The following is a 22,537-nucleotide window of genomic DNA, read 5'->3' as shown; positions in this document are numbered from 1 at the left end:
GGCCAGCCACGTAGGCCAACTCCCCTACGTCAACAGGTGAAGGGTCCGCGCTAGCGTTTTTGTAGAGCGGAGCTTGCTCCGCTGCCTTCCATGCCGACCGCGCAGGAGCAGCGGAGCAGGCTCCGCTCTCCGAGGTGGAGGGCGTCGTGAGAGCTTCGGGGTTTCGCTCCGCGTGAGGCATCGGTGGTCATCCCACTGGTTTCGGGGTGTTGAAAATAGAAGCTGCCGCCCCTAGTCATCTCGTCAGTCACGTTCAGCACATAGACGCCGAGAAGGAGACGGCCATGGGTCTGAAGCAGTTGAGAGTCCGATCATTGGTGCTGCTCGCGGTGAGTGCACTGATACTTATCTTGGCAGGAGTGGTTATGTGTTTTGAGTTGTTGGGTACCGGCTACCCGGCATTCTCCTAGCGACCCTCTGGTTAAGTTCATTAATCGTTTTTTAATAGCGAATAATCCCCCCTATTTTCTTTTCTTGAAATGTTCCACTGCTGCCCTATCTGCAGCGGCGGACGGAGTCACCGTCCTTTAGCCAATGGGAGACCTTGCCATGAACAAAATGGTCCGCTATCCACAATGGCCCGGCCAGGGCTTGATGCAGGACCCGATCAAACAAGTCTTCGATCGCCTGTTCGAGGGTAGTTTGTTCCAGAACGAATCCACCGATGAATCCTCCGTGGTCACCAGCCAATGGGCACCGCGTGTTGATATCAAGGAGGAAGCCGATCGTTTCGTGCTTTACGCCGACATTCCCGGTGTCGATCCCCAGGAGATCGAGGTTCAAATGGAAAAAGGCACGTTGTCCATCAAGGGCGAACGGCGCCTGGAGGAAAAGAGGGAAGGCGAAACGTTCTCGCGCATCGAGCGCCGCCACGGCAGCTTCCATCGTCGCTTTGCGCTACCCGACAGTGCCGATCCCGATGGAATTACCGCGTCGGGCCACAATGGTGTGCTGCAGATCGACATTCCGAAGCGGCCTGAAACGACACCGCGCCGCATACAAGTCGGTTCGGTGTTGAATTCGTAATCGGGCCGTTGCATATCGGCCGTGCTGGCGTTTGCCGGACGGCCGATTTATGGGTGCGACGATATTGCGATCACGCCCGGAACACTCAGGTAGGAGCGGCGTCCCGCCGCGAACTTTTGCTGATCAAGCGCGCGCCGCAGCGCGTGCCGGTAGCGAACGGCCAAGTTCGATGGCTGTTGGCTTTTTTGCGATCGGACGGGAGAGCTCGCGGCGGGACGCCGCTCCTACAACAGCGACGATGTCTTCAGCACGGCCGCTTCACCCGCCCATCAACCCGCCGCCCATCTTTCCGGGCAAGCCATTGTCATCATCATCGTCTGGATCGCGGTCCGGGTCGGCCTCAGCATCCATGTCGCCGATTTCAGGATTCATTCCACCCTGCACGTCCTCAATCTCTTGAGTATCGGTGTCGTCGCGGCTGCCTTCCCGCCGTCCGCCGAGCCCGCCTTGCTGGCCGCCGGTCACACCCGCATCGTTACGCCCCGGCTGTTCGCCGACGCTGCTTTGAGTGTCGCCATTGCCATGTTTGCGATCGCGATTGGCCATGGTGTTCTCCTGTTCAAGAACGGGGAGATCACGGTAGGCCAAACGGTGTGACAGACAGGGAAAGAATTGGCAGCACCTATGCTGCGGCCTCGTAGAGCCGAGCTTGCTCGGCTGCTCTTAGAGCTCGGTACACAACCGGATGCCCGCAGCAAAGGCAGCGGAGCAAGCTTCGCTCTACGTCCTACCCTTCGAGACGATGGCCACTAGACGACCGGTCTAATCTGATCTAGGATGCCGCCCATGAACGCCTCCAACCCCGATGTCAGGCAACACATCCTCGATGCCGCCAAGCCCTTGATGGTCGGGAAAGGCTTTACCGCGGTTGGTCTGACGGAACTATTGGCGGCCGCGCAGGTACCGAAGGGCTCGTTCTACCACTACTTCTCATCCAAGGAAGCGTTCGGCGATGCGCTGCTGAACTCGTATTTCTCCAGCCAATGGGCACATCTGGACGATTTGCTGGCACGTCCCGGCACCGCTGCTGAACGACTGATGAGCTATTGGCGATATTGGCTGGTCACTCAGGCCAGCGATGACCCGAATGCCAAGTGCCTGGCGGTCAAGCTGAGTGCCGAGGTCTGCGATCTGTCCGAAGGCATGCGCACGACCTTGCAGCGGGGCATCGAGGGGATCATCCAGCGCTTGGCGCGTTGCATCGATGATGGCAGGGCCGACGGGTCGCTATCGGTCGCCCAGGACGCGAAAGCGCTGGCGGCGACGTTGTATCAGACTTGGTTGGGCGCCAGCCTGCTGGCCAAGATCACCCGTGGGCGCGAGCCGCTGGACATTGCGATGACCGGCACGCGGCAGCTGTTGAACCTTGCTGATTCACCTTAGGGCGCGATCCCCTGCAATGACGAATCCTTTTACTGGCCAGCCATCTATCCGGGGCGTAGACGACCGGTCTAATCATGCCTCGCTGCCGCCTCGGAACATCCTGCGGTTGAGCGTTTCCGGATCACCAACTCCTGCCATGACCGGACGGCAACGTCGCCGGGCCCCGGCCTGCGCCGGGGTGACCACCTCTTCATTTCCTGACTGAGGACGCCTCGCCGTTGATGTTGCCGATCTCCTGAAATCCGTCGCACTTGTTCGAGCCCCAGACTTCTTCGACCAGATCCGCTTCTTCCCAACGTCATCCTGAGAGAAACGACATGCCACAGAGTCCCAGCATCAACCGCCGTATCGTCCTGGCCGCACGTCCGCAAGGCGCGCCAACGCCGCAGGATTTCCGTCTTGAAGAGGCTCCCGTACCCACGCCGTCGGAAGGCGAGGTGCTGTTGCGCACGGTGTACTTGTCGCTGGATCCGTACATGCGCGGCCGCATGAGTGACCGTCCCTCCTATGCTCCGCCATTGGTGTTGGGCGAGGTAATGGTCGGTGGCACGGTCAGTCGCGTGGTTGCCTCCAAGCATCCGAGTTTCCGCGAAGGCGACCTGGTGTCGGGCGCCGCCGGCTGGCAGGACTACGCGCTGTCCGATGGCCAGGAGCTTATGGCGCTTGGCAACACCACCCATCCTTCTTACGCATTGAGTGTGCTCGGCATGCCCGGTTTCACCGCGTACCACGGACTATTGAACATCGGCGAACCCAAGCCGGGGGAAACGGTGGTCGTAGCTTCTGCCAGCGGCGCGGTGGGCGCGGTGGTCGGGCAGATCGCCAAGCTCAAGGGCGCCCGCGCGGTGGGTATCGCCGGCGGGGCCGACAAGTGCCGCTACGTGGTCGAGGAGCTCGGTTTCGATGTCTGCCTGGATCGCTACGATCCGCAGTTCGCCAAGCAACTGGCTGACGCATGTCCGGGCGGCATCGACGTCTACTACGAGAATGTCGGCGGCGCGGTGTTCGACGCCGTATTGCCGCGGTTGAACATCGGCGCCCGTGTGCCGGTATGCGGAATAATCGCGCACTACAACGATAAGGCGCTGCCTCCCGGTCCGGATCGCCTGCCGATGCTGATGAACATACTGCTCTACAAGCGCATCCGCGCGCAGGGTTTCATCATCCTGGATCATTACGCCGATGGCTTCGCGCCGTTCTATCGGGACATGAGCTCATGGGTCGGCGACGGCAAGGTAAAGCTGCGCGAGGACATGGTGGACGGCCTTGAGAATGCACCGGCGGGGTTGATCGGACTGCTGGAAGGCAAGAACTTCGGGAAGGTTGTTGTTCGCGTTGCCGAGTGACGTTGCTGGAAGCTCCGTCGCCTAAGGAACCGTCCTTTCCAGCATGTTTACCGTTCATCGGACGCTTCCTTGCCGCTCGACGAGATCCCCAAAGTAAATGCATTACGTGATTCTTACTTAGAACGTTCTGCTGCTTCGAAATTCCATGCGTAAATGGATTTACTCCGCTTCGATGTAAACATTCGTTCTATTACAGAACCATCACCGCGCCCGACGAACGGCGTACACAATGAGGTTGCGCTGCATAAACTTCGGCTGCGCGTGACCTCCCCTCCTCGACGTAGTCACTCGCACTCCTGGAGGGCCGGCAAGGACGCTGGGCCGAACGGTTATTGCTACGCATGGAAGTTCCCCACCGCCAAAAGGACACTCGTCATGACTCCCACCACTCGGTACGCGCGATTCTTTCTATCGCCGCTGGTCTCCGCTGTTCTTGCCCTTTCCCTACTGCTGGCTTCAGCCAGCGCACTAGCCACCTTGAATCCATGCGTGGAGGGCTATCACCAGCTCACCATCGTCGTCACCACCGACGCAGAGAACGTCGCGGATGGAGACGAACTGTGGGACGACCACCATGCCTACATAAAGAGCAGCCATAAGCTAGTGGCCGGCGAACCCACACCGTTCATCGTCGCCTACAGTCTCACCAAGGGTGCGGATCGAGTAAACCCCCTTGATCCTGCCTCCGGCGTAACGGGCAGAACCACCTACGTACTTAACGAGTGCTACAGAACCAGCGACGATATTCTTCTGCATTGGAGCAAGACTTCTGCGGAATGGGACCGTTTTGTCGAGATCATCGCCTGGATGCAAAGGCCTGGAACCCAGGTCGTGACTTTGCACGATGGCCTCGTCAGGAACTCACTTTGGCAGCTCAACGATCTTCTTTAGCTGAGTATCAGCGGCGCACGCTGACAGTGATACCCCAGCATCCGTAGGAACGGCGTCCCGCCGCGATCTCTTCCAGCGGCGATGCAAACAGATCAAAAGCTCGGGCCGGGACGCCACTCCTACATCCAGAATGAGACAACGCTCTTAGTTTCGATTCGGCAGCGGAATCCACTCAGTGCACGGAGTCCCTCCGTTTTGAGGGGTGTTTCGAGAGAGAAAAGTCTCTTTATCAAAATCGCCTGTGGCGCCGGCCCGATTACGACCGTACCCTTGCCCGCCTCACTTGCAACTTAGATGAGGCATCCGGTTTTGGTATTCCGATTTTCCATCTTCATAATCCTAATTCTCGTCGTGAGCGCCGGCATGGCGCCGAACCTGTTCAATCAGGTGGTTCAAACCACGCTGCATCACGTTATCTCCGGAGCCGGCTGGCTGTACCTGTTGATCGTGTTCGTAACGCTGGTTTTCCTGTTGACCCTGGCATTCGGGCGTTTCGCCCACTTGCGTATTGGCGGAGAGGATGCCGAACCGGAGTTTTCCAAGGGAAGCTGGCTCGCATTGTTGTTTGCTGCCGGCATGGGCATCGGGCTGGTGTTCTGGGGTGCGGCCGAGCCGATCTCACACTACGCCAAACCGCCGGAAGGCTTGTCGCCACTAAGCGCACAAGCTTCGCGCGCGTCGATGCGTTACGTGTTTTTTCATTGGGGCCTGCATCCTTGGGCGGTTTACGCGCTGATCGGGCTGGCGATGGCGTGGTTCCAGTTCAATCGCAATGGTTGCGGGCAAATCAGCGACCTGCTGCAGCCGGTGATCGGCAAGCACCACCGCGGGTGGATCGGCACCGTGGTGAACGTCTCCGCGGTCGTGGCGACCGCCATTGGCGTGGCGACCACGCTCGGCCTGGGCACGATACAGATCGCTGCGGGCCTGCAGCGAGTAACGGGCATCACGGCTTCCGTGCCCATGCAGGTGGGCATCATTGCCGTGGCGTTTCTGTTGTACATGGCGTCTACCCTTAGTGGTGTAAACCGCGGCGTCAAATGGCTGTCAACGATCAACCTGGGGCTGGCGGTACTGTTACTTGCGCTTATGTTGGTCCTAGGCCCGACCGGCTTCATCTTCGATACCTTCACCACCACGCTCGGCAGCTATCTCTCCCAGTTAGTGGAGATGAGCCTGCGCATGTCGCCGTTCTCCGGCGATCAGTGGGTTGCCAACTGGACGATCTTCTATTGGGCATGGTGGATCGCCTGGGCACCTTTCGTCGGCTCTTTCATCGCGCGGGTATCACGCGGTCGCACGGTGCGTGAGTTCGTGATCGGCGTGGTAGTCGCGCCTACCCTGCTCGGGTTCGTATGGTTTTCAGTGTTCGGCGGAACCGCGCTGTGGGCGCAGACCTTTGGCCATGTAGACCTGACCAGCGTACTGAGTACCGGCTATGAGAACGTGCTGTTCGCGTTGTTCGAAAGCCTTCCCATGTCAGGCCTGCTGACGGCCATCGCACTCGTTCTGCTGATGGTCTTTTTTGTCACGTCGGCCGATTCGGCGGTGCTGGTGCTGTCGAGTATGTCGACCAGCGAGACCGGCGATCCACCGATCAGCAGACGCGTAACGTGGGGCGCCACGGTCGCGCTCGTATCGATTGCGCTCCTGCTGGCGGGCGGCCTGGTAGCGTTGCAGAACATGATCATCATCGCGGCGTTGCCGTTTGCATTGTTGATGTTGTTGGTGATCGTGTCTTTGTATCGAGCATTGAACCAGGAATATCTCTTGCAGAAACGCAAGGTTCAACGCGAGCGCCATGCCATCGAACAATGGATCAGGCAGGAGCAGGCGGCGCAGGTCGAATCCAACGCGGACCACGGCGAAGGCGGGCACTCGTGAGCGTCCGTTTTTGCTCGTCCACGATGGACACGACCACCTCATCTTTCACAATCCGGCGGGAGCCTATGACGGACATTCACCAGCGAATCTTTCGGGAAGAATGGTCTCGATGAGCACAATGCAACTATTCCGAAAATCGACTGTTGCGGCGCTGTAACAGCGCAACGAGGCAGAGATACCGCGATTAACTCCCGTTGTGTAGCAATGGGTCCTGCTAAACTCCCCGCATGGCATCGATCAATCCCATTGCGCGCGCGCGAAACCTGCTGCGCGAATTCTTCCGCCTACAAGCGGCGGCTGGCATCGTGCTCATGGCCGCGGCAGCGTTGGCCATGATCGTAGCCAATTCACCCTGGCATGGTGCGTACGAACAGTTCCGCCAGTTGCCAGTCGGATTCTCGATCGGAGGCTTTGGTTTGATGAAAGCCGCCGAGCTATGGATCAACGACGCCTTGATGGCGGTGTTCTTTCTGTTGGTGGCGCTGGAGATCAAGCGCGAAGCACTGAGCGGGCAGTTGTCCAGCCGCGACCAGATGATGCTGCCGGTGCTGTGCGCTGTCGGCGGCGTGGTCGCGCCGGCGCTGCTGTTCTGGGCCGTCAATCAGGGCGACGTCACTGCGATGCGCGGGTGGGCGATACCTACCGCTACCGACATCGCGTTCGCGCTTGGCATTCTGGCGCTGCTAGGACCGCGCGTGCCGTTGGGCATGAAGCTGTTGTTGTCGACAATCGCGGTGGTCGACGATCTGGTTGCCATTTTGATCATCGCGATTTTCTACACCCACGAGCTGTCCATCGGCATGCTGGCCTGGGCGGGTGCCGGCATCGGCTTGATGTTGCTGCTTAATCGCCGAGGCGTGACTCGACTTTGGCCCTATCTGCTGCTGGGCGCACTGGTGTGGTTTTTCGTGTTGAAGTCCGGCGTGCACGCGACGCTGGCCGGAGTGGTGACCGGACTGATGATTCCGCTGAAGGGCAAGACCAAGGCGCCCGACATTTCTTCGGAAACATCTTCTTCGGAAGCTTCGCCTTTGGAGACGCTGGAACACGCGCTGCATCCTTGGGTGGCCTACCTGATCCTGCCGTTATTTGCTTTCACCAACGCCGGTCTCGCGCTCAGCGGACTTAGCATGGGCGACGCGGTGGCGCCGGTGCCGCTCGGTATATTGCTAGGCCTGGTGCTGGGTAAGCCGATAGGAATTGTCGCCACAGCCGTTGTCGCACGAGCTGTCGGTCTTGCGCAGTATCCGGCCGGCATGGATTTCAAGGCCATGCTTGGTGTGGGTATGTTGTGTGGTGTGGGTTTCACCATGAGCCTTTTCATTACCAATCTGGCATTCGGCCCTGTCGGTGATCATCTGATCGATGCTGCGGTGCTGGGCGTCTTGTGCGCTTCGGTGGTCTCGGCTTTGGTGGGCTGGGTCTGGTTGCGGGTGACGCTGAAAACATCGGCCGTGTAGGTAACGTCTCAGCTGCGGGTTTTTGCGCACCTGTTGTAGGAGCGGCGTCTCGCCGCGAGCTTTTCCGAGCAGAAGCCAGAGCAATCAAAGCTTATTTGTTCGCCATCTGTACGCGCTGCGGCGCGCTCCTGATCGCGCCCATTGAGGGGCAATCGTGGCGCGGAGCGGCGTCTCGCCGCGAGCTTTTCCGAGCAAAGGCCAGAGCAGTCAAAGCCTATTTGTTCGCCATCTGTACGCGCTGCAGCGCGCTCCTGATCGCGCCCATTGAGGGGCAATCGTGGCGCGGCGCAAGCTTTCATTGGATGCTCTTCCACTCGGCGCCGATCAGGAATGTGCGATCCGGGCCGGGTTCGTAGAAGCGGCTGTTGCCTTCGTTGACGATGACTGAGCCGATGTAGCGCTGCTCGAGAACGTTGTCGATGCGGGCGAAACCGCGTAGCGAACCTCTGCCCAATCGCCAGCGGTGCGACAACTCCAGGTGCAGCAGCGCATAGCCCGGTGCCGATTCGCTGCCAATATCGTTGACGGATACTTCACCTACAGCGACTGCTTCCATCGCTGCCTCCCAGTCTTGTGACCGCCATTGCAGGCGGCCAAAGAACTGATCGCGGGCTGTGCCCGGAATTCGCGTACCGGCGACGACGAGTGTGTCCGGCACCGTGCAGCCGGTGCGATTGCAGATCAGGAAATCGTCGCGGAATTCGGCCAACAGGCGTGTGTACGCCAGCTGTAGCCGCCAGTCTTCGCTCAGAGAGGTTTCGAACGAAGCCTCTAGCCCTTGGCGCCGCGCACGACCTACGTTGCGATAGGTGCTGCGTCCACCGACATTGCGCGCTACTGCCAGTTCGTCATCGGTATCGGCACGAAACAGCGCCGCTTCCCAACCGGCCCCGATGCCGTTGCGCCATTTCATGCCCAGCTCGATATTGCGGCTGACCGCCGGCGTGAGGTCGAACGCCAGTCCGGCGCCACCATCGGTGCGATACCCGAGCTCATTGAAAGTCGGCGTTTCGAAGCCGCGCCCAGCGGACAGATAAACGCGCAGCTGATCGCTGGCTTGGAACATCATGCCGGCGACTGGCGTGGTTTCGGCATAGCGCACGCGGCCGCTGTCGTCCGGATTGGGGGCATTTACATAATTGTCGTTGGAACTGAATCGCACTTCGCTATGGCGTACACCCGCCAGCAACGACCAGCGCGGCGCCAGTTGCCACCATGCTTGCGCGAACTCGTCCACGTTCTCGACCTGGTTACGCTCGTCGCGCCGCAAGGCGCCGCGCACGCCCAGTGTCGTACCGACGAAGTTTTCATAGCCGCGCCGATGCTGGCGCAGCCGTTCGGCGTTGCCGCCGACCGTCCACTCGAACGGGCGCCCTGCCAGTTCTCCTTGCCACGACCAACGTGCATCCATACCGGCATAGTTGCTGTCCAGGTCGATCACGCCGCCGGAGTTCAGCGGATTGGCTTGCGCCCCTACCGGCAACGCGAGGAACTGTTCGACCCGCCGTTGGCCGGTGTAGCCGACCAGCTTCAGCTCGTGGCCGTCGCCGAAACCTTGCGTATAGACCGCACCCCCCTGGTCCTGCCGCACCGTCTTGCGCGTATTGAACTGTTCGGCGACCGCGGTGACCTGACGTGGGTCCTGCCGCACCTGCTCGTGCGTCAATCCCAAAGGATCCTGCGCCTTGGGCATGTCCAGGTGATTGAAGACCAAGGTCAGCTCGGCATGATCATTCAGATCAATGTCGAAGCGCACATTGGCAGACTCGCGCCGCGCCGCGCTATGCCGACGATAGCCGCCCGTATCGAACACAGACGCGGCCAGGTTGAATCCCACGCGCCCCTGCCGGCCGAGCCAGCGCGCGGAAGCGCCATAGGTGTCGTCGCTGGCGGCAGTCGCGCGGATGGTTAACTCATCGGGCTCCTGCCCGATCGCACTGAACAGCTGCACCACGCCTCCGGAAGAATTGCCGTAGAGCGCTGAGAACGGACCGCGGATGATTTCGACGTGATCTCCGCCGGCCAGGCTGAAATGCGACAGCTGCCCCTGCCCGTCCGGCATGGTGGCGGGAATGCCGTCTGCATAGAGGCGCACGCCGCGCACACCGAAGGTGGAACGCGCGCCGAAACCGCGGATCGAAAGCTGGGTGTCCTGCGCGTAGTTCTGCCGGTCGCGCGCGAGTAGACCGGGCACTCGGCCCAGCCGTTCGGAAAGATTCGTCCCCGCCGTGGCGCTCTCCCCACGCAGATCAATGACGTCGATCGAAGCCGGCGTGTCGAAAGCCGACACGCCACGGAGGCGAGGCGTCTCCACCATCACGCGATCAAGCGTAACGGCACCTTCGGAGCCAGCGTTTTCGCCAATCGTCGTATGTGCCACGGCCTTGTTCGCCAAAGCAGATTCTTGTTCCACAACTGCCGTTTCATTGCCGGCGAACGCTTCCCGCTGCGCCTGGAGAGAAACGACGATCAGCAGCACCAGCAGCGGCGTGAGACGTGACGCCATAGGTATCTCGACTCGCCTTGGGGGGAGATGCGATAGCTTACCCTCAAGGCTGCATCGCCAGGTATGCGCATGTACCTGCGTTCGAAGCCGGGTCAAGAAGCGAGGAGTTAGAGGCGCAACAACAGAAAGGCAGTGAAGAATGAAGCTGGCTGCTTCTTCCATGGTGGCGAATCATCAGCCGATTGAATAACTGCATTTCCGGTTCGCCGCGGTCCTCCTTGATCTGCAGGGTGAAAGCCCAGCATTAGCAACCACTCAAATCTCCGCATCTGACGAGCCTGCGGGCTGCTGAAGGACACGATCGCGGCTTATCCTGACAGATGCTGTTTACCACTGCATGTCATTGGCGGAATCGCTTCCCTTCGGAATCTTGCGTGCCCGGCGTGACGCCAGATAGGAGGCCGCGCGTCTTTGAAGACGTTCTGCGCTTTCTTGGTTATCCAGCACCGTAGCCAGCTGATCCCAAGTGCAAGCGATCGCCCATCGACCGAAGCGCACATAGACGGTATGCCATTTGCCGTATCGGGCGGGCACGTGGTTCCAGCAAAGCTCGTTGTCGGTAACCCACAACACCACTTCGATGAAACGGCGGGTTTCGACGCCTTTCAATGCCCGTGATCTGGTCTTGCCGCGAAGACGTTTTGTGATTTTCTCCCAGGATGCATCATCCATGGGATTAATCGCGGGCAGGGTCAGCACCGCTTCTTCCGACTGCAACTGTGGCTCCATTGTGTCGAGAGAAATCTGTTGGCGGATCATTTCCATGGGGTACCTCTTGCGAGTTCGTTGGATACACGGGTAACAGCACACGGTTGGAGAACCACATCTACCGATGTGGCCGATGCAAGCAGCCATCACTCTGATGGCATAGCTCCCATCGAATGGGATTCGATCGGTATCAGTCCTCTCTCGTTCTGTACCGACGGAATGTCGAATCGCCGCCATCAACTCATGAGAGCGAAAGAAGTGACTTGACTCTCGGCCATTCTTCTCGGCGTGGCCATCGGAGCAATACAAGAAGTACGAAACGTGAGCGGCGCGCACGTGCGCGTGCGATTTCTTCCGCCTATTCAAGTGGTGCTCAACCGCCTGCGAATGCAGGCAGCGGCATGAAACCAGAACGCATGATGCAAGCGAGGCGGATCTACTGAGGGCGCGTTGGTTTAATCGAGGGACAGCGGAACGAGTTCCGTTCCATATGCGCAGGCTGCATTGGTCTTTTTCCTTCGAAGCGAAGAACAGCGGAGCGAGCTCCGTCTACTTGCGCGACGCTGCTTTTATGGAGATCGGCGATGCCACTCCGCGAGCAGACCAGACGATGGCGATCACGTCACGGATGTGCCGAAAGTTCCTCAACGGATGGCCTAATTTATGTACTGGTCAGTTTGGTATTCAGGGCGCATTGCAGTGGAAAACGGATACTTCACTCCACGGCGGCGCTTCACTAATGACACGCCGCTCAGACCAAGAAAACACACAACAAGAAAGAGGTTCATTCATGAAGAAGTCTTTGCTTGCCCTGACGTTGCTTGCTGCTGCCCCTTTCGCCGCTTCCGCGGCCGAGGGCGTCTCGTATAACTATGTGGAAGGCGGCTATACCGCCACCAACATCGACGGTCCGGATGCCGATGGCTGGGCCCTGAAAGGCTCGGTGGCAATCGCTCCTAATTTCCATGTTTTCGCCGACTACAGCAGCCAGGAAGTCGAGGACGTCAATGTCGATTTCGATCAGTGGCGCGTGGGTTTGGGCTACAACCACGAACTGTCGCAGCGCGTCGATCTGCTGACCCGCGTGGCTTATGAAAAGGCCAAGACCGACAGTTTCAACGTGGGCAACGTGCGCGTTCCCAGCTTCAGCGCGGACGGCTATAGCGTCGAGGTGGGCGTCAATAGCGCACTGACCAATCGCTTGAATGGTTATGCGCTGGCCGGTTACGAAGACGGCGACGACTACGAAGGCGAGTTCTACGGCCGTCTGGGCGCGCAGGTCAAGTTCACTCCGAACTGGAGCGCGTCGGCCGACGTGAAGCTGGTCGATGGCGACACTCAGTATTTCGTGGGTCCGCGCTTCAGCTGGTAAGCGATAAAGCAACAACGGTGTTCCGCGGCGTGTCCCTCTCTCCCCACGTCGCGATCCAAAGCCCGGCGCCTTGCGCCGGGCTTTTCTTTTGGGGGCGAGCGGCTGCAAGCCGAGCTCACCATAACTGCTAACCCGTTTAGCTATTGAAGGGCTTTCACGACGAAGCTGGTTAAAGCGCTTCTACCGCCGTGTTCGCTCATCCGCGAGTTATTGTCTGGAGCTCGGCACTGGGTCCCGGCGTGCGCCGGGATGACGGAGTTTGTAAGTCGGAGGCAGGTCTTTCCTTCTCTTTATTAGGAGAAGCAAAAGAGCTTTTTCGTTCCCCGCCTTACTTGAACAACGTCTCCGGATATTCCGGCTTCTGCTCTCGGGCCAGCAGTTGCTGCAGGCCATCGGACGGTGCGAGTTCGCCGTGCAATACCGCGCGCACGGCGCTGGAAATGGGCAGGTCGATGTCGTGGCGCTCGGCTTGTCGCATCACTTCGTCGGCGGTTTGTACGGATTCGACCACCTGGCCGATTTCGCGCACGGCATCGCTTAGATTCTGTCCTCGGCCCAGTGCCAAGCCCAGCCTTCGATTGCGCGAGAGATCGCCGGTACAGGTCAGCACTAGATCGCCCAATCCAGCCAAACCCATCAGGGTTTCCGGCTTGCCACCGATGGCGGCGGACAGGCGCAGCATTTCGTTCAAGCCACGGGTGATCAGGCCAGCGCGCGCATTCAACCCCAGCTGCATGCCATCGGCGACGCCGGTGGCCACGGCCAGCACATTCTTCATCGCACCGCCAAGTTCGGCGCCCACCATATCGTCGCCGGTGTAGGCCCGGAAAGCGGGCCCGTGCAGCGCATCGGCAACGGACTGGGCGAAGCCCACGTCGCTGCCATGCACGGTCACCGCGGTTGGCAGGCCCAACGCGACTTCCTTGGCGAAGGAAGGACCGGTGACGACCGCCAGCGGAACATCGGCGCCAAGAATGTCTTCGGCTACTTCATGAAGAAAACGGCCGGAGCCGGTTTCGAAACCTTTCGTAGCCCAAGCGACGCCGGCTTTAGCGGGACGCAGCGGCGCCAGCATGTGCAGGGTCTGGGTGAAAGCATGCGATGGCACGACCACCAGCACCTGGTCCGCATCGGCGAGCGCCGCGGCCAAGTCGGTTGTGGCACGGAGATTTTCCGGTAGCGGAATGTCCGGCAGATAACGGGAATTTTCGTGCTGCTGGTCGATCGCCGCAGCGATCTTGGCGTCGCGCCCCCACAACACGATCTGATGGCCGTGCCGCGCCATCAGCGCCGCTAGCGCGGTGCCCCAGGAGCCCGCGCCCAATACCGCGATTTTCAGCGAATCGGCCATCCGTCAGCCCTTTCGACTCACGGATGCCATGGCAGGATCGCGCCGCACGGATCAGGCGTTGCCGGCTGGTTCCGTGGTGGCCAGGCCACCATTGTCGGTCTGGGAAGCACGCTGACGCAGTGTTTCGGCGTAGAGCGCCTCGAAATTGATCGGCTGCAGGAAGAACGGCGGGAAACCACCGGCCTGGACCAGATCGCTGACCAACTGGCGGATGTAGGGGAACAGGATGTTGGGGCATTGGGTTCCCAGCAGCACGTCGACCGCCTGCGCTTCCAACCCGACCAGACCGAAGATACCGGCCTGCTGCACTTCCGCCACATAGGCGGTCTTGTCGCCGGCCTTGCAGGTCAGGGTCACGCCCAGCACCACTTCGAATACGTTCTCGTTCAAGCGCTGCACGCGCTGGTTGAGATTGAGCTGCAGCTCGGGCTGCACGTTTTCGCTGAAGATCGCGGGTGCGCCGGGGACTTCGAAAGAAACGTCCTTGACGTAGATCTTTTCAACGGTGAACGCGGGACCCGCGGCTTCGGCGACCGGCGCAGCCGCGCCGTTGGTGGTTTCGTCGGACATCTCTTACTCCGGAATTAGGTATAAAAATGAAACGGTGAATGAGCGATTATCACATGTCATGGCGGCGAACCCGTGGCAGTTCAAGGCCAGCGCCGGAGACAAAACAGCAGTGATCAGCGGCCTTTGACCAGCGGCAGATCGGCCTGTTGCCAAGCGGCGATGCCGCCGTCCAGCCAGTAGACCTGTTCGAAGCCAGCCTTCTTCAAACGCTTGGCCGCACCGGCGGAGGCTTGGCCGGTCCGGCAGACCAGCACCACGGGCAATGCCTTGGCTGAAGCGACCAGCTTGCTTTCCGGGTCGAACTGGCTGGGCAGTACGTTCTTGCTGCCCGCAATGTGGCCTTTCTCGAAATCGTTGATGGCGGACAAGTCCACCACCAGCGCGTTCTCACGATTAATGAGACTTGTCAGCTCGGCCGGGCGCAGCGCCTTGTAGCCGCGGAACAGACGGGCGATCTCGGTGTAGATGATCGCCAGCGTCAGGCCCACGAGCGCCAGCGAGAGAATCTGGGTGAGTTGATTACGGCCGGCAAAGGCCAGCAATTCTTCGAAGTTCACAGAGTATGGACAGCGACGGAACGGGCGGCGATTGTCGCATAGGAAGCGCTGGCCGGTGGCGGGCGCCCCAACACTCAGTTCGTGCCGTGGTGGGTCTAGCCTCGCCTATTCGCTTCCGCTCATTCGCCGGCCCACAAGTCCGGCAGCCCAACCACCAGCCACCAGCGCTTGGCCTCGGGGTCCCAACGCCACCGTTCGCGGTACCGCAGCGTGCGCTCGGCCATGGTGTGCTTGTTGATGACGCGCAACTCGATGGTGCGGAACACAGTCTGGTCCGGTTCCACGCCGGCACTGATATCCCGGTAGCCGGAAACCTGCACCTGCTGGTAGCGCTCGAGTTCCAGGTCGGTCATTGGATGTTCTTCGCGATAGGCCGGATCGACCGCCTGCCAGGCGTTTTCGAAATCTCCCCAGCGGATAGACGCCGCATAGGCATTTTGGACTTGCTCCAACTTGCCACGTTGCTTGGCGGCCGCAAACGCGCTGGTGGACGCCACTGACGTCACCAGCATTGCCAACAGCACTACCCGAAAGAACCTGCCCATGCCCCGCCCCTGTTACCGAAGATCAGACCGAATGCTACCGCTTTACGATGGCGACGAACCGCCCCGTCAGCGTGGTGGCGACGCCGCCTTCCGGCAGCGGTACCTGCGCCTCCACCTGAATGCGGGCGCGGCCGCGCTGCTTCAGTGTCTCCAGGAACGTTTCCCACGATTCGCCAGGCGCGAAGCCGGCTTCCGCTTCCAGGTCCGCGTACAACGGTGCCAGATACCGAACCGTGCTGTCGGCCACATAGACCTCCGCCTTCAGGCCAGCCAGTTGCAGCCGCAAGGTCACCAAGCCCCAACCTGTCACCGTCATCAGCGACGTCAGGCTTCCGCCGAAGGCGTTGCCTTTGTCATTCACGTTGGCGGACAAAGGCGCGGTAAGCCGAAGGCGCTCGCCGTCGTAGCCCGCCACATCCACCTGCATCGCCGCCACCGGCGGCATGCCGTGGCAGTAATCGCGCAAGGTTTGCAGCGCGGCATCAACACTCATCGAACATAATCCGTCTATGGCTCTTCAGCGACCGCCGGCATGGTACGTCATCTCACTTCGCCCACAAGGCGAGCACGCGGGACTGCGGCAGGCTGCGCGCCGCCATGGCGCGATGTTGCTGGCGTTGTCGCCGTGGCGGCTGCGGGCGCTGGACGATCCCGATACACGAGACCACTTGCGGCGGGCACTGCACGCGGAGTACCTGTTGTTCACCAGTCCGGCCGCTGTCCGCTTTGCCCAACGGTTGCAGCCACTGAAAACCAGCGCGAGGCAAACATGGCTGGCGGTGGGTAGCGGCACCGCGTCGGCGTTGCGGCGGGCAGGCGTGACGAACGTGCGCGCGCCGGTACGGATGGACAGCGAAGGCTTGCTTGGCCTGCCTGAACTACATGATTTGCGCGGCCGAGCGCTGGGCCTGATCACCGCACCGGATGGACGCGACCTGCTTACAACCACTCTCACTGAACGCGGCGCCCGCCTGCTGCGCGCCGATGTGTACTGGCGCGAGCCTGTCGCGCTGGCCACTTCGGCGCTGGAAACTCTGCGCGCGACGTCGGCACCGGCCTGCCTGCTTCTCAGCAGCAGCGGCGCGCTGGCACGGGTGATGGAGCGGCTGCCCTCCGACCTGACCGCACGGCTCCGGGAAACCACCGTTATCGCTGCCAGTGCGCGACTGATGCAATACGCGCACGATATCGGTTTCCATGACGCCGAACTGGCGGCCGGCCCACGCCCTGCACAGATGCTTTTCGCCGCCGAGGACGCGATCTTGCGCCGGTTCCGTTAGCATTTGAATAACCGGCCTGACGATTCAAGGACGCAGTGTGAACGACGACGACACTCCCACTCCCCGCCGGCGTAGCTATGGCGGTTTGATCCTGCTGCTCCTGGCGCTGGGCCTGCTTGGCTTTGGCGTTTGGCGCGGCTGGGTCTGGTGGCAGGTGCGCGACGCGCAGGCTCAAGCCGAGGAGGAGGCGGTACAACGTATCGCTGCGCTGGAAGCACGCATGGAAGCGCTGCGCCGCGACCAGCGTGCGCAGACGCAACGTATTCAAGATGCTGCCGCCACCAACCGCGTACTGCGCGATGAAGTCCTTGGACTAGGCCAGCGAGGCGCGTTGCTGGAAGAGAGCGTCGCCAAGCTGACCGATCCCAATCGTCACGGTCCACAGGCATTGCGCTTGGACGAGGCGGAGTTTCTGCTTTCGCAGGCTTCGCAACGCCTGACCGTCGCCGGCGATCTGAAGGGTGCTCGGCACGCGTATGAATTGGCTGCCGGCGCGCTCGATGGCGTGGACGATCACCGCATGCTGAATCTCAAGCAGGTGCTGGCGCAGGAGCGCACGGCGGTCGATGGGTTGTCCACGCTGCCGAAGACAGCGTTATCGACGGACCTTGATCATCTTGCCGCCGCTTTGACCAAACTGCCGCTGGAAGCGCCCCAACCCCAAACGCAGCATCGTCCTGCCTGGCAACGATTGCTCGCGCCGCTGGTGGACGTCCGCCCTTCGCGGGCGGGCGCGATCGTTGCGCCTTCTGATCGCACCGCTGGCGAGGCTGCCTTGCAGATCGAAATCAGTCTGGCGCGTGCCGCTTTGGAACATAACGATGCGGAAGGTTTTCGCGCGGCGCTGAATCGCGTGGATGCTTGGCTGCCGCGGCTGTGGCCTGATTCGCCGCCGTTGCGGCAAATACGCGTGCGTCTGGAAAAAATGCGTGCAGCGCCATTGCAACCGGACCTGCCGGTACTTGGCAGCACCCTGGAACAGTTGCGAGCCGCGCGCAATGCTACCCCGCAGACGTTTTCGCCCGCACCATCTATCTCCGCCAACGCCGGTCCGGAGCTGCAACCATGAAACTGTTCCGTAGCGTGGTTTTTCTGCTGGTGCTGCTGCTGGCTGGCGTCGTCGCCGCGGAATGGTTGTCGCAGGATTCCGCACGCGATCTTGGGAAAGTCTTCGTCCAGTTCGGCGGCTACGATTGGACAACCAACGTCCCGCGCGCGTTGCTGGCGCTATTGCTGGCCGGATTTGCGCTTTGGCTGCTGTGGAAGATCGTTACGCTGCCGTTCCGCGCTTGGGGACGCTATCGCCGCAAGCAGGCGCGTGCGCGTTTGATCGAAGGACTGGAAGCGCTGCACGGTGGACATTGGCAGCGCGCCGAACGGTTGTTGGAACGCGCCGCGGAGGACGATGAAGTCAGTGTGATCGCTCGCATCGCCGCGGCCCGCGCCGCCGACGGCCGCGGCGACGAGGCCGCCGCCGCTCAACATCTGCACGCAGTAGCGGAGCGCAACGCCAGCGCCCACGCGGTCGCAGCTGCGGATCGCGCGTTGGTGCAATCGCGTCCAACCGATGCCTTGGTCGCGCTGGATGCGAGCAGTGCGCAGCCGTTGCCGCCGCGCGGTCTCGCCCTGCGCACCGAAGCATTGGCTGCCGTGGGCCGCGCCGGTGAAGCGTATGGACTGCTGGGTCCTCTCCGGCAACAGCGAGCACTGACGACGCCGGCACTCGCCGACCTGGAAGCGCGCTTGGCAACGCAGTCGCTGCGCGAAGCCGCCGATGCGAATGTCCTGGCGGAACGCTGGGAGGTGCTGCCAAAAACCCTACGCAGCGAACCTAGCGTAGTCGCTGCTTATGCCGAACGTGCGGCCACGTTGCGCTGGGATGATGCTGCGGCGCGCAGCCTGGAACAGGCGCTGGACACGCAATGGGATGAATCGTTGATTGCGCTGTACGGGCGCCTGCCGATCGGAAAACTGGACTCGCGACGCGCCAGCGCCCAACGCTGGCTGCAATCTCACCCCGCCAGCCCCGGCTTGCTGGTGGCGCTGGCGCGGCTGGCCCGCCAGCAGGGCCAATGGGGGCAGGCGCAGGAGTTCCTGCACCGCGCGTTGGCGCAAGGCGCTGGTGCCGAAGCGTGGGAAGAAATGGGCGATGGTTTTTCCGCCGCGGGAGAAGATGCTTTGGCGCGCCTGAGCTATGCCAATGCACTGAAGGCGGCGCGCGGTGAAGCCGGAATGCCGCTGCCGGGGCGCGACCTCAAGCAGAAGATATTCGACGAAGCCGTGGTCGAGGAACGCGACGAACATGGCATGCCGCGATTGAGGTCGTAGGGTGGAGCCGAGCACGGAGCGCCTCCCTGTGGGAGCGACGCAAGTCGCGATCGGAAACATCAACGTCGCGACTTAGGTCGCTCCCATAAGGACTACTTCATCCGTGCGCTTATAGAGCCAAGCGCATCATCGCTCGATAATCGCCACCACGCCCATGCCGCCCGCGGTGCAGATGGAAATCAGGCAGCGGCCGCCGCCCCGTTGTTTCAACTCCTTGGCGGCGGTGGCAACAATGCGGGCGCCGGTCGCGGCGAACGGATGTCCGGTGGCCAGCGATGAGCCGTTGGGGTTCATCTTGGCGGGGTCGATCCTGCCCAGCGGCGTGTCCAGGCCCAGGCGATTGCGGCAATAGTCTTCATTCTCCCAGGCGCGCAACGTACACAGCACTTGCGCGGCGAAGGCTTCGTGGATTTCGTAGAAATCGAAATCCTGCAAGGTCAGTCCCTGGCGCTTGAGCATTTCCGGCACGGCGATGGTGGGGGCCATCAACAGACCTTCGCCATGCACGAAGTCCACCGCCGCCGTTTGCGCATCACGCAGATACGCCAAGGGTTCGTGGCCGTGTGTCCTGGCCCACTCTTCGCTGGCCAGCAATACCGCGGCGGCACCATCGGTCAGTGGAGTGGAATTGGCGGCGGTCAACGTGCCGCGGCCGGAGGTCTTGTCGAATGCCGGCTTCAACGTCGCCAGTTTTTCCAATGACGTGTCCGGACGCAGGATGTTGTCGCGCTGCTGGCCGCGGAACGGCGCGATCAGATCGTCGAAGAAACCGCGCTCATAGGCAGCGGCGAGCTTCTTGTGCGAGGACACCGCCAGCTCATCCTGCGAATCGCGCGAGATGTTCCATTCCTTGGCCATGTCTTCGCAATGATCGCCCATGCTCTTGCCGGTGCGCGGTTCGGCCACGCCCGGAAATTCCGGCTTCAGTTCATTGAACTTGAAGCCTGAAGCCAGCGTCTTGATCTTGTCCTGCATCGTCTTGGCGCGATTGGCGGCCAGCAGGCGGGCACGCAGCTTCTTGCCATAGACGATCGGTACTTCGGAAGTGGTATCGGAACCGCCACCAATACCGGAATCGATCTGGCCCAGGGAAATCTTGTTGGCGATCGTGATGATGGAATCCAGGCTGGTGCCGCAGGCACGTTGCAGCGTTATCCCCGGCGTGAGCGGCGACAGGCCGGATGACAAGGCCGCTTCGCGCCCCAGATTCCAATCGCTGGAATGCTTGATCACCGCGCCCATCGCCACTTCGCCCAGTTGTTGGCCGTGCAGGCCGAAACGCTCGACCAGGGCGCCCAGCGTGCGCACCGACATGCCCAGGTTGCCGACATCCGCATAGGCCGTGTTTTGCCGGCAGAACGGAATGCGGACGCCGCCCAGGATGGCGACGGGGCGTGCTGCTGGCATGGAAGACCTCATCAAAAAGGGGGCGATTCAGACGCCGCGGCTGCGGCTGGCATAATGTCAAGTGTAATGCCCCCCTACACGGCCGCCAAACGTTGACATGACTCAAGACCAAACGGACCGCCACGCAAAGGGTGTATTGGCGCTGGAGCTGTCCGCCGGCACCGCGCCACTACGCGCGGCGCTTTCCTCCAATGACGCCGGAACTCTGGCCGAACGATTGGGCCGGGACTTGGCCAAGTTGGTGCCGGCGGTGGCGGAATTGGATCTGACATTGGCCGCCGCGCATTTCGATCCCGCTGAAGCGCTGCGTCCTGGCTGGCCTTTGCATAAGCGCTTGGAAGAACTGCGGCGGCGTGCGCCTGGGCAGCCTTCACAGGCAGAAGCCCGGTTGATCGCCTTCGGTGCTGATGGGGCCGGCGATGTGCCGATGCCGTTTCAGGCTGACCCGGGCCTGCAGGGTGGCCGTCTGCGTGTGCTGCCCTTCTTGTTGAGCGGCGATGACCATACGGTCCACGCAGTCGGCGAACGGTTGGAGGAGATCCTGCTGGAGGTTGGCATGGCACAAGCCGACACCGCGTTGCTTGCGCAAGAAGCCTTCGGCGCACAAATCGAACATGCTCGCTATCTCACGCTGCACGATTTGGCGGCGATGACCGCCATGCAGTACGGCAATGAAGGATTGCAGAGTTTGTGGCCGGTGCTGGAAGTCGCGTTAATGGCGCCCGACGAAGAAGCGTGGCTGGATACTCCGCCGGAGCCGCTGCTGCGCTACGCACAGGGCGAGGCGCAGATCGCGCTGTTCGAGCCCTGTGGATGGCGCCTGCGCTATGCGCCCGACATAGAGGATGACGACAAGCTGGAACGCGGCTATCAATATTTCCTTGCCCGTCAGCAGCAACTCGCCGCCGTGTTGGAAGCACACGGTATTCCGGTCACCTTCGCGCATTGTCCCGGCAAAGCGGATCCGCGCGAGGCGCTGGAGTCCTGATTGACGTGGCCGCTGTTGCAGGAGCGCCGTCCCGGCGCTCCTACCTGGGGCCTGGTGACTACTGAATAACCTTGATCACGCCGCAAGCCACGCGCGCGCCTGCGTTGCCGGCTGGTTGGCTGGCATAGTCGTCTGGTGCGGCATGCACGATCAATGCGCGGTTGGCGATGTCATTGACGGCGCCGCCGCCCAGCGTGACGCCTGTCAGATGCACATCGATCTTCGCTACACCTTCGGCATCGGTCGTGATGTTGTTCATGTCGCCAGCGTGATGCGCGCCCGCATCCGTCTTGCCATGCGGAGTATTGAAGGGATTGAAGTGCGGACCGGCACTGGTGGCGTCGACCGCGCTGCAGTCGCCCTTCTCGTGCACATGAAAACCGTGCGGGCTGCTGGGCGGCAACCCGCCGACCACGCCGGTGATATGCACACCTTTGCCCATCGGCACCAGCGTGACCTTGCCGCTGACCAGGCTTCCGGAGGCGGAAGCGAGATTGGCGACCGCCTGCTTGGCGGTGCTGGTGGTCGGTACTTCCGCCGCCGGCGCGGCGGGGGCAGCCGGCTTGGGAGAAGTACCGCAAGCGGTGACAAACAGAACGGTAGCAACGGCGGCGGTCTGCACGGTGATACGCATGGAAATCCTCCTTTCTGTGGATGCGGCACTCAAGCAGCGTGAGTGCGTTCTTTCTCTCGCGGTCTGGGTGAGGGCAAGGATGGAATGACGCACCGTAACCGCAGCGCCATGTGTATGCAATGAAAGGCATGCGGCACAGACCAGCGTCATGGTCGCCGCTTTGCCGGCCGCTGTGTAGCAGCGGCGTCTCGCCGCGAGCTCTTCCTTGATGTGCGGTAGGAGCAAAAGCTCGCGCCGGGGGACGACGCTCCTACATGGTTTTTCAAGATCCGCGCGTGCAACACGCGCGCTACGGCTGGTG

The 22,537-nt window shown here is 61.4% G+C and carries 21 protein-coding genes; 11 read left to right on the top strand and 10 right to left on the bottom strand.

The genetic code is table 11. The features are described from left to right. Positions 1-549 precede the first annotated feature (549 nt). Entirely contained in the window at positions 550-1,026 is a 477-nt protein-coding gene (locus AADW18_RS14490) for an Hsp20/alpha crystallin family protein (RefSeq protein WP_337344100.1), read from the top strand. Between the two features lie 258 nt (positions 1,027-1,284). On the opposite strand, the gene AADW18_RS14485 is transcribed toward AADW18_RS14490, so the two are convergent. Continuing rightward, the gene (locus tag AADW18_RS14485; RefSeq protein WP_337344099.1) at positions 1,285-1,572 is read right to left on the bottom strand and encodes a hypothetical protein; all 288 of its coding nucleotides are present in this window, start codon (positions 1,570-1,572) and stop codon (positions 1,285-1,287) included. 240 nt (positions 1,573-1,812) lie between these two features. Between AADW18_RS14485 and AADW18_RS14480 the strand changes: the two genes are divergently transcribed. The 5 genes from AADW18_RS14480 (at position 1,813) to nhaA (ending at position 7,990) form a co-directional block, all read left to right on the top strand. Next, positions 1,813-2,409 carry a TetR/AcrR family transcriptional regulator gene (locus AADW18_RS14480; RefSeq protein ID WP_337344098.1) on the top strand — a complete coding sequence of 199 codons (597 nt, stop codon included), beginning with the start codon at positions 1,813-1,815 and terminating at the stop codon, positions 2,407-2,409. Between the two features lie 317 nt (positions 2,410-2,726). Next, entirely contained in the window at positions 2,727-3,755 is a 1,029-nt protein-coding gene (locus AADW18_RS14475; RefSeq protein WP_337344097.1) for an NADP-dependent oxidoreductase, read from the top strand. A 375-nt stretch (positions 3,756-4,130) separates the two neighbouring features. After that, positions 4,131-4,646: a hypothetical protein gene (locus tag AADW18_RS14470; protein WP_337344096.1), complete on the top strand. Its 516-nt coding sequence runs from the start codon at positions 4,131-4,133 to the stop codon at positions 4,644-4,646. 309 nt (positions 4,647-4,955) lie between these two features. Further along, complete coding sequence (locus AADW18_RS14465; protein ID WP_337344285.1) at positions 4,956-6,530, top strand: BCCT family transporter; 1,575 nt, start codon at positions 4,956-4,958, stop codon at positions 6,528-6,530. Positions 6,531-6,757: 227 nt separating this feature from the next. Next, positions 6,758-7,990 carry a Na+/H+ antiporter NhaA gene (gene nhaA / locus AADW18_RS14460; protein WP_337344095.1) on the top strand — a complete coding sequence of 411 codons (1,233 nt, stop codon included), beginning with the start codon at positions 6,758-6,760 and terminating at the stop codon, positions 7,988-7,990. 295 nt (positions 7,991-8,285) lie between these two features. Here the strand turns inward: nhaA and AADW18_RS14455 are convergent, their stop codons facing one another. Both AADW18_RS14455 and AADW18_RS14450 read right to left on the bottom strand, forming a co-directional pair. Then, positions 8,286-10,307, bottom strand: a complete 2,022-nt coding sequence (locus AADW18_RS14455) for a TonB-dependent receptor (protein WP_337344284.1) — start codon at positions 10,305-10,307, stop codon at positions 8,286-8,288. 516 nt (positions 10,308-10,823) lie between these two features. Continuing rightward, positions 10,824-11,261 (bottom strand): transposase, encoded by a 438-nt coding sequence (locus AADW18_RS14450; protein ID WP_337344094.1) that lies wholly within the window; start codon positions 11,259-11,261, stop codon positions 10,824-10,826. A 733-nt stretch (positions 11,262-11,994) separates the two neighbouring features. Between AADW18_RS14450 and AADW18_RS14445 the strand changes: the two genes are divergently transcribed. Continuing rightward, the gene (locus AADW18_RS14445; RefSeq protein WP_337344093.1) at positions 11,995-12,576 is read left to right on the top strand and encodes a diffusible signal factor-reguated Ax21 faimly protein; all 582 of its coding nucleotides are present in this window, start codon (positions 11,995-11,997) and stop codon (positions 12,574-12,576) included. 328 nt (positions 12,577-12,904) lie between these two features. Here the strand turns inward: AADW18_RS14445 and AADW18_RS14440 are convergent, their stop codons facing one another. The 5 genes from AADW18_RS14440 to AADW18_RS14420 all read right to left on the bottom strand — a co-directional run bounded on the left by AADW18_RS14440 (position 12,905) and on the right by AADW18_RS14420 (position 16,092). Continuing rightward, positions 12,905-13,927, bottom strand: a complete 1,023-nt coding sequence (locus AADW18_RS14440) for an NAD(P)H-dependent glycerol-3-phosphate dehydrogenase (RefSeq protein ID WP_337344092.1) — start codon at positions 13,925-13,927, stop codon at positions 12,905-12,907. A gap of 51 nt (positions 13,928-13,978) precedes the next feature. Beyond that, positions 13,979-14,497 carry a protein-export chaperone SecB gene (gene secB / locus AADW18_RS14435; RefSeq protein ID WP_337344091.1) on the bottom strand — a complete coding sequence of 173 codons (519 nt, stop codon included), beginning with the start codon at positions 14,495-14,497 and terminating at the stop codon, positions 13,979-13,981. 113 nt (positions 14,498-14,610) lie between these two features. Next, positions 14,611-15,054 (bottom strand): rhodanese-like domain-containing protein, encoded by a 444-nt coding sequence (locus AADW18_RS14430; protein WP_337344090.1) that lies wholly within the window; start codon positions 15,052-15,054, stop codon positions 14,611-14,613. 119 nt (positions 15,055-15,173) lie between these two features. After that, the gene (locus AADW18_RS14425; protein ID WP_337344089.1) at positions 15,174-15,599 is read right to left on the bottom strand and encodes a hypothetical protein; all 426 of its coding nucleotides are present in this window, start codon (positions 15,597-15,599) and stop codon (positions 15,174-15,176) included. Positions 15,600-15,633: 34 nt separating this feature from the next. Next, entirely contained in the window at positions 15,634-16,092 is a 459-nt protein-coding gene (locus AADW18_RS14420) for a YiiD C-terminal domain-containing protein (RefSeq protein WP_337344088.1), read from the bottom strand. 16 nt (positions 16,093-16,108) lie between these two features. On the opposite strand from AADW18_RS14420, the gene AADW18_RS14415 reads away from it, so the two are divergent. The 3 genes from AADW18_RS14415 to AADW18_RS14405 are packed head-to-tail and all read left to right on the top strand — an operon-like array spanning position 16,109 to position 19,207. Beyond that, positions 16,109-16,879: a uroporphyrinogen-III synthase gene (locus AADW18_RS14415; RefSeq protein ID WP_337344087.1), complete on the top strand. Its 771-nt coding sequence runs from the start codon at positions 16,109-16,111 to the stop codon at positions 16,877-16,879. Between the two features lie 37 nt (positions 16,880-16,916). After that, positions 16,917-17,948: a uroporphyrinogen-III C-methyltransferase gene (locus tag AADW18_RS14410; protein ID WP_337344086.1), complete on the top strand. Its 1,032-nt coding sequence runs from the start codon at positions 16,917-16,919 to the stop codon at positions 17,946-17,948. Next, positions 17,945-19,207, top strand: coding sequence for a heme biosynthesis HemY N-terminal domain-containing protein (locus AADW18_RS14405; RefSeq protein WP_337344085.1), 1,263 nt, complete (start codon positions 17,945-17,947; stop codon positions 19,205-19,207). The genes AADW18_RS14410 and AADW18_RS14405 overlap by 4 nt, the downstream gene beginning before the upstream one ends. Positions 19,208-19,333: 126 nt before the next feature. Here the strand turns inward: AADW18_RS14405 and AADW18_RS14400 are convergent, their stop codons facing one another. After that, on the bottom strand, positions 19,334-20,614 hold the full coding sequence (locus AADW18_RS14400; RefSeq protein WP_337344084.1) for an acetyl-CoA C-acetyltransferase: 1,281 nt from the start codon (positions 20,612-20,614) through the stop codon (positions 19,334-19,336). A gap of 97 nt (positions 20,615-20,711) precedes the next feature. Here AADW18_RS14400 and AADW18_RS14395 point away from each other — a divergent pair, with 97 nt between their 5' ends. Beyond that, the gene (locus AADW18_RS14395; RefSeq protein ID WP_337344083.1) at positions 20,712-21,602 is read left to right on the top strand and encodes a hypothetical protein; all 891 of its coding nucleotides are present in this window, start codon (positions 20,712-20,714) and stop codon (positions 21,600-21,602) included. Positions 21,603-21,660: 58 nt separating this feature from the next. Here the strand turns inward: AADW18_RS14395 and AADW18_RS14390 are convergent, their stop codons facing one another. Next, the gene (locus tag AADW18_RS14390) at positions 21,661-22,236 is read right to left on the bottom strand and encodes a superoxide dismutase family protein (RefSeq protein ID WP_337344082.1); all 576 of its coding nucleotides are present in this window, start codon (positions 22,234-22,236) and stop codon (positions 21,661-21,663) included. Positions 22,237-22,537 lie beyond the last annotated feature (301 nt).

Source organism: Pseudoxanthomonas sp. CCNWLY206-1 (genome assembly GCF_039710385.1).
Lineage (GTDB): Bacteria > Pseudomonadota > Gammaproteobacteria > Xanthomonadales > Xanthomonadaceae > Pseudoxanthomonas_A.
Note: the sequence above shows the minus strand (reverse complement) of the source record. Positions and strands in the feature narration are given on the sequence as shown.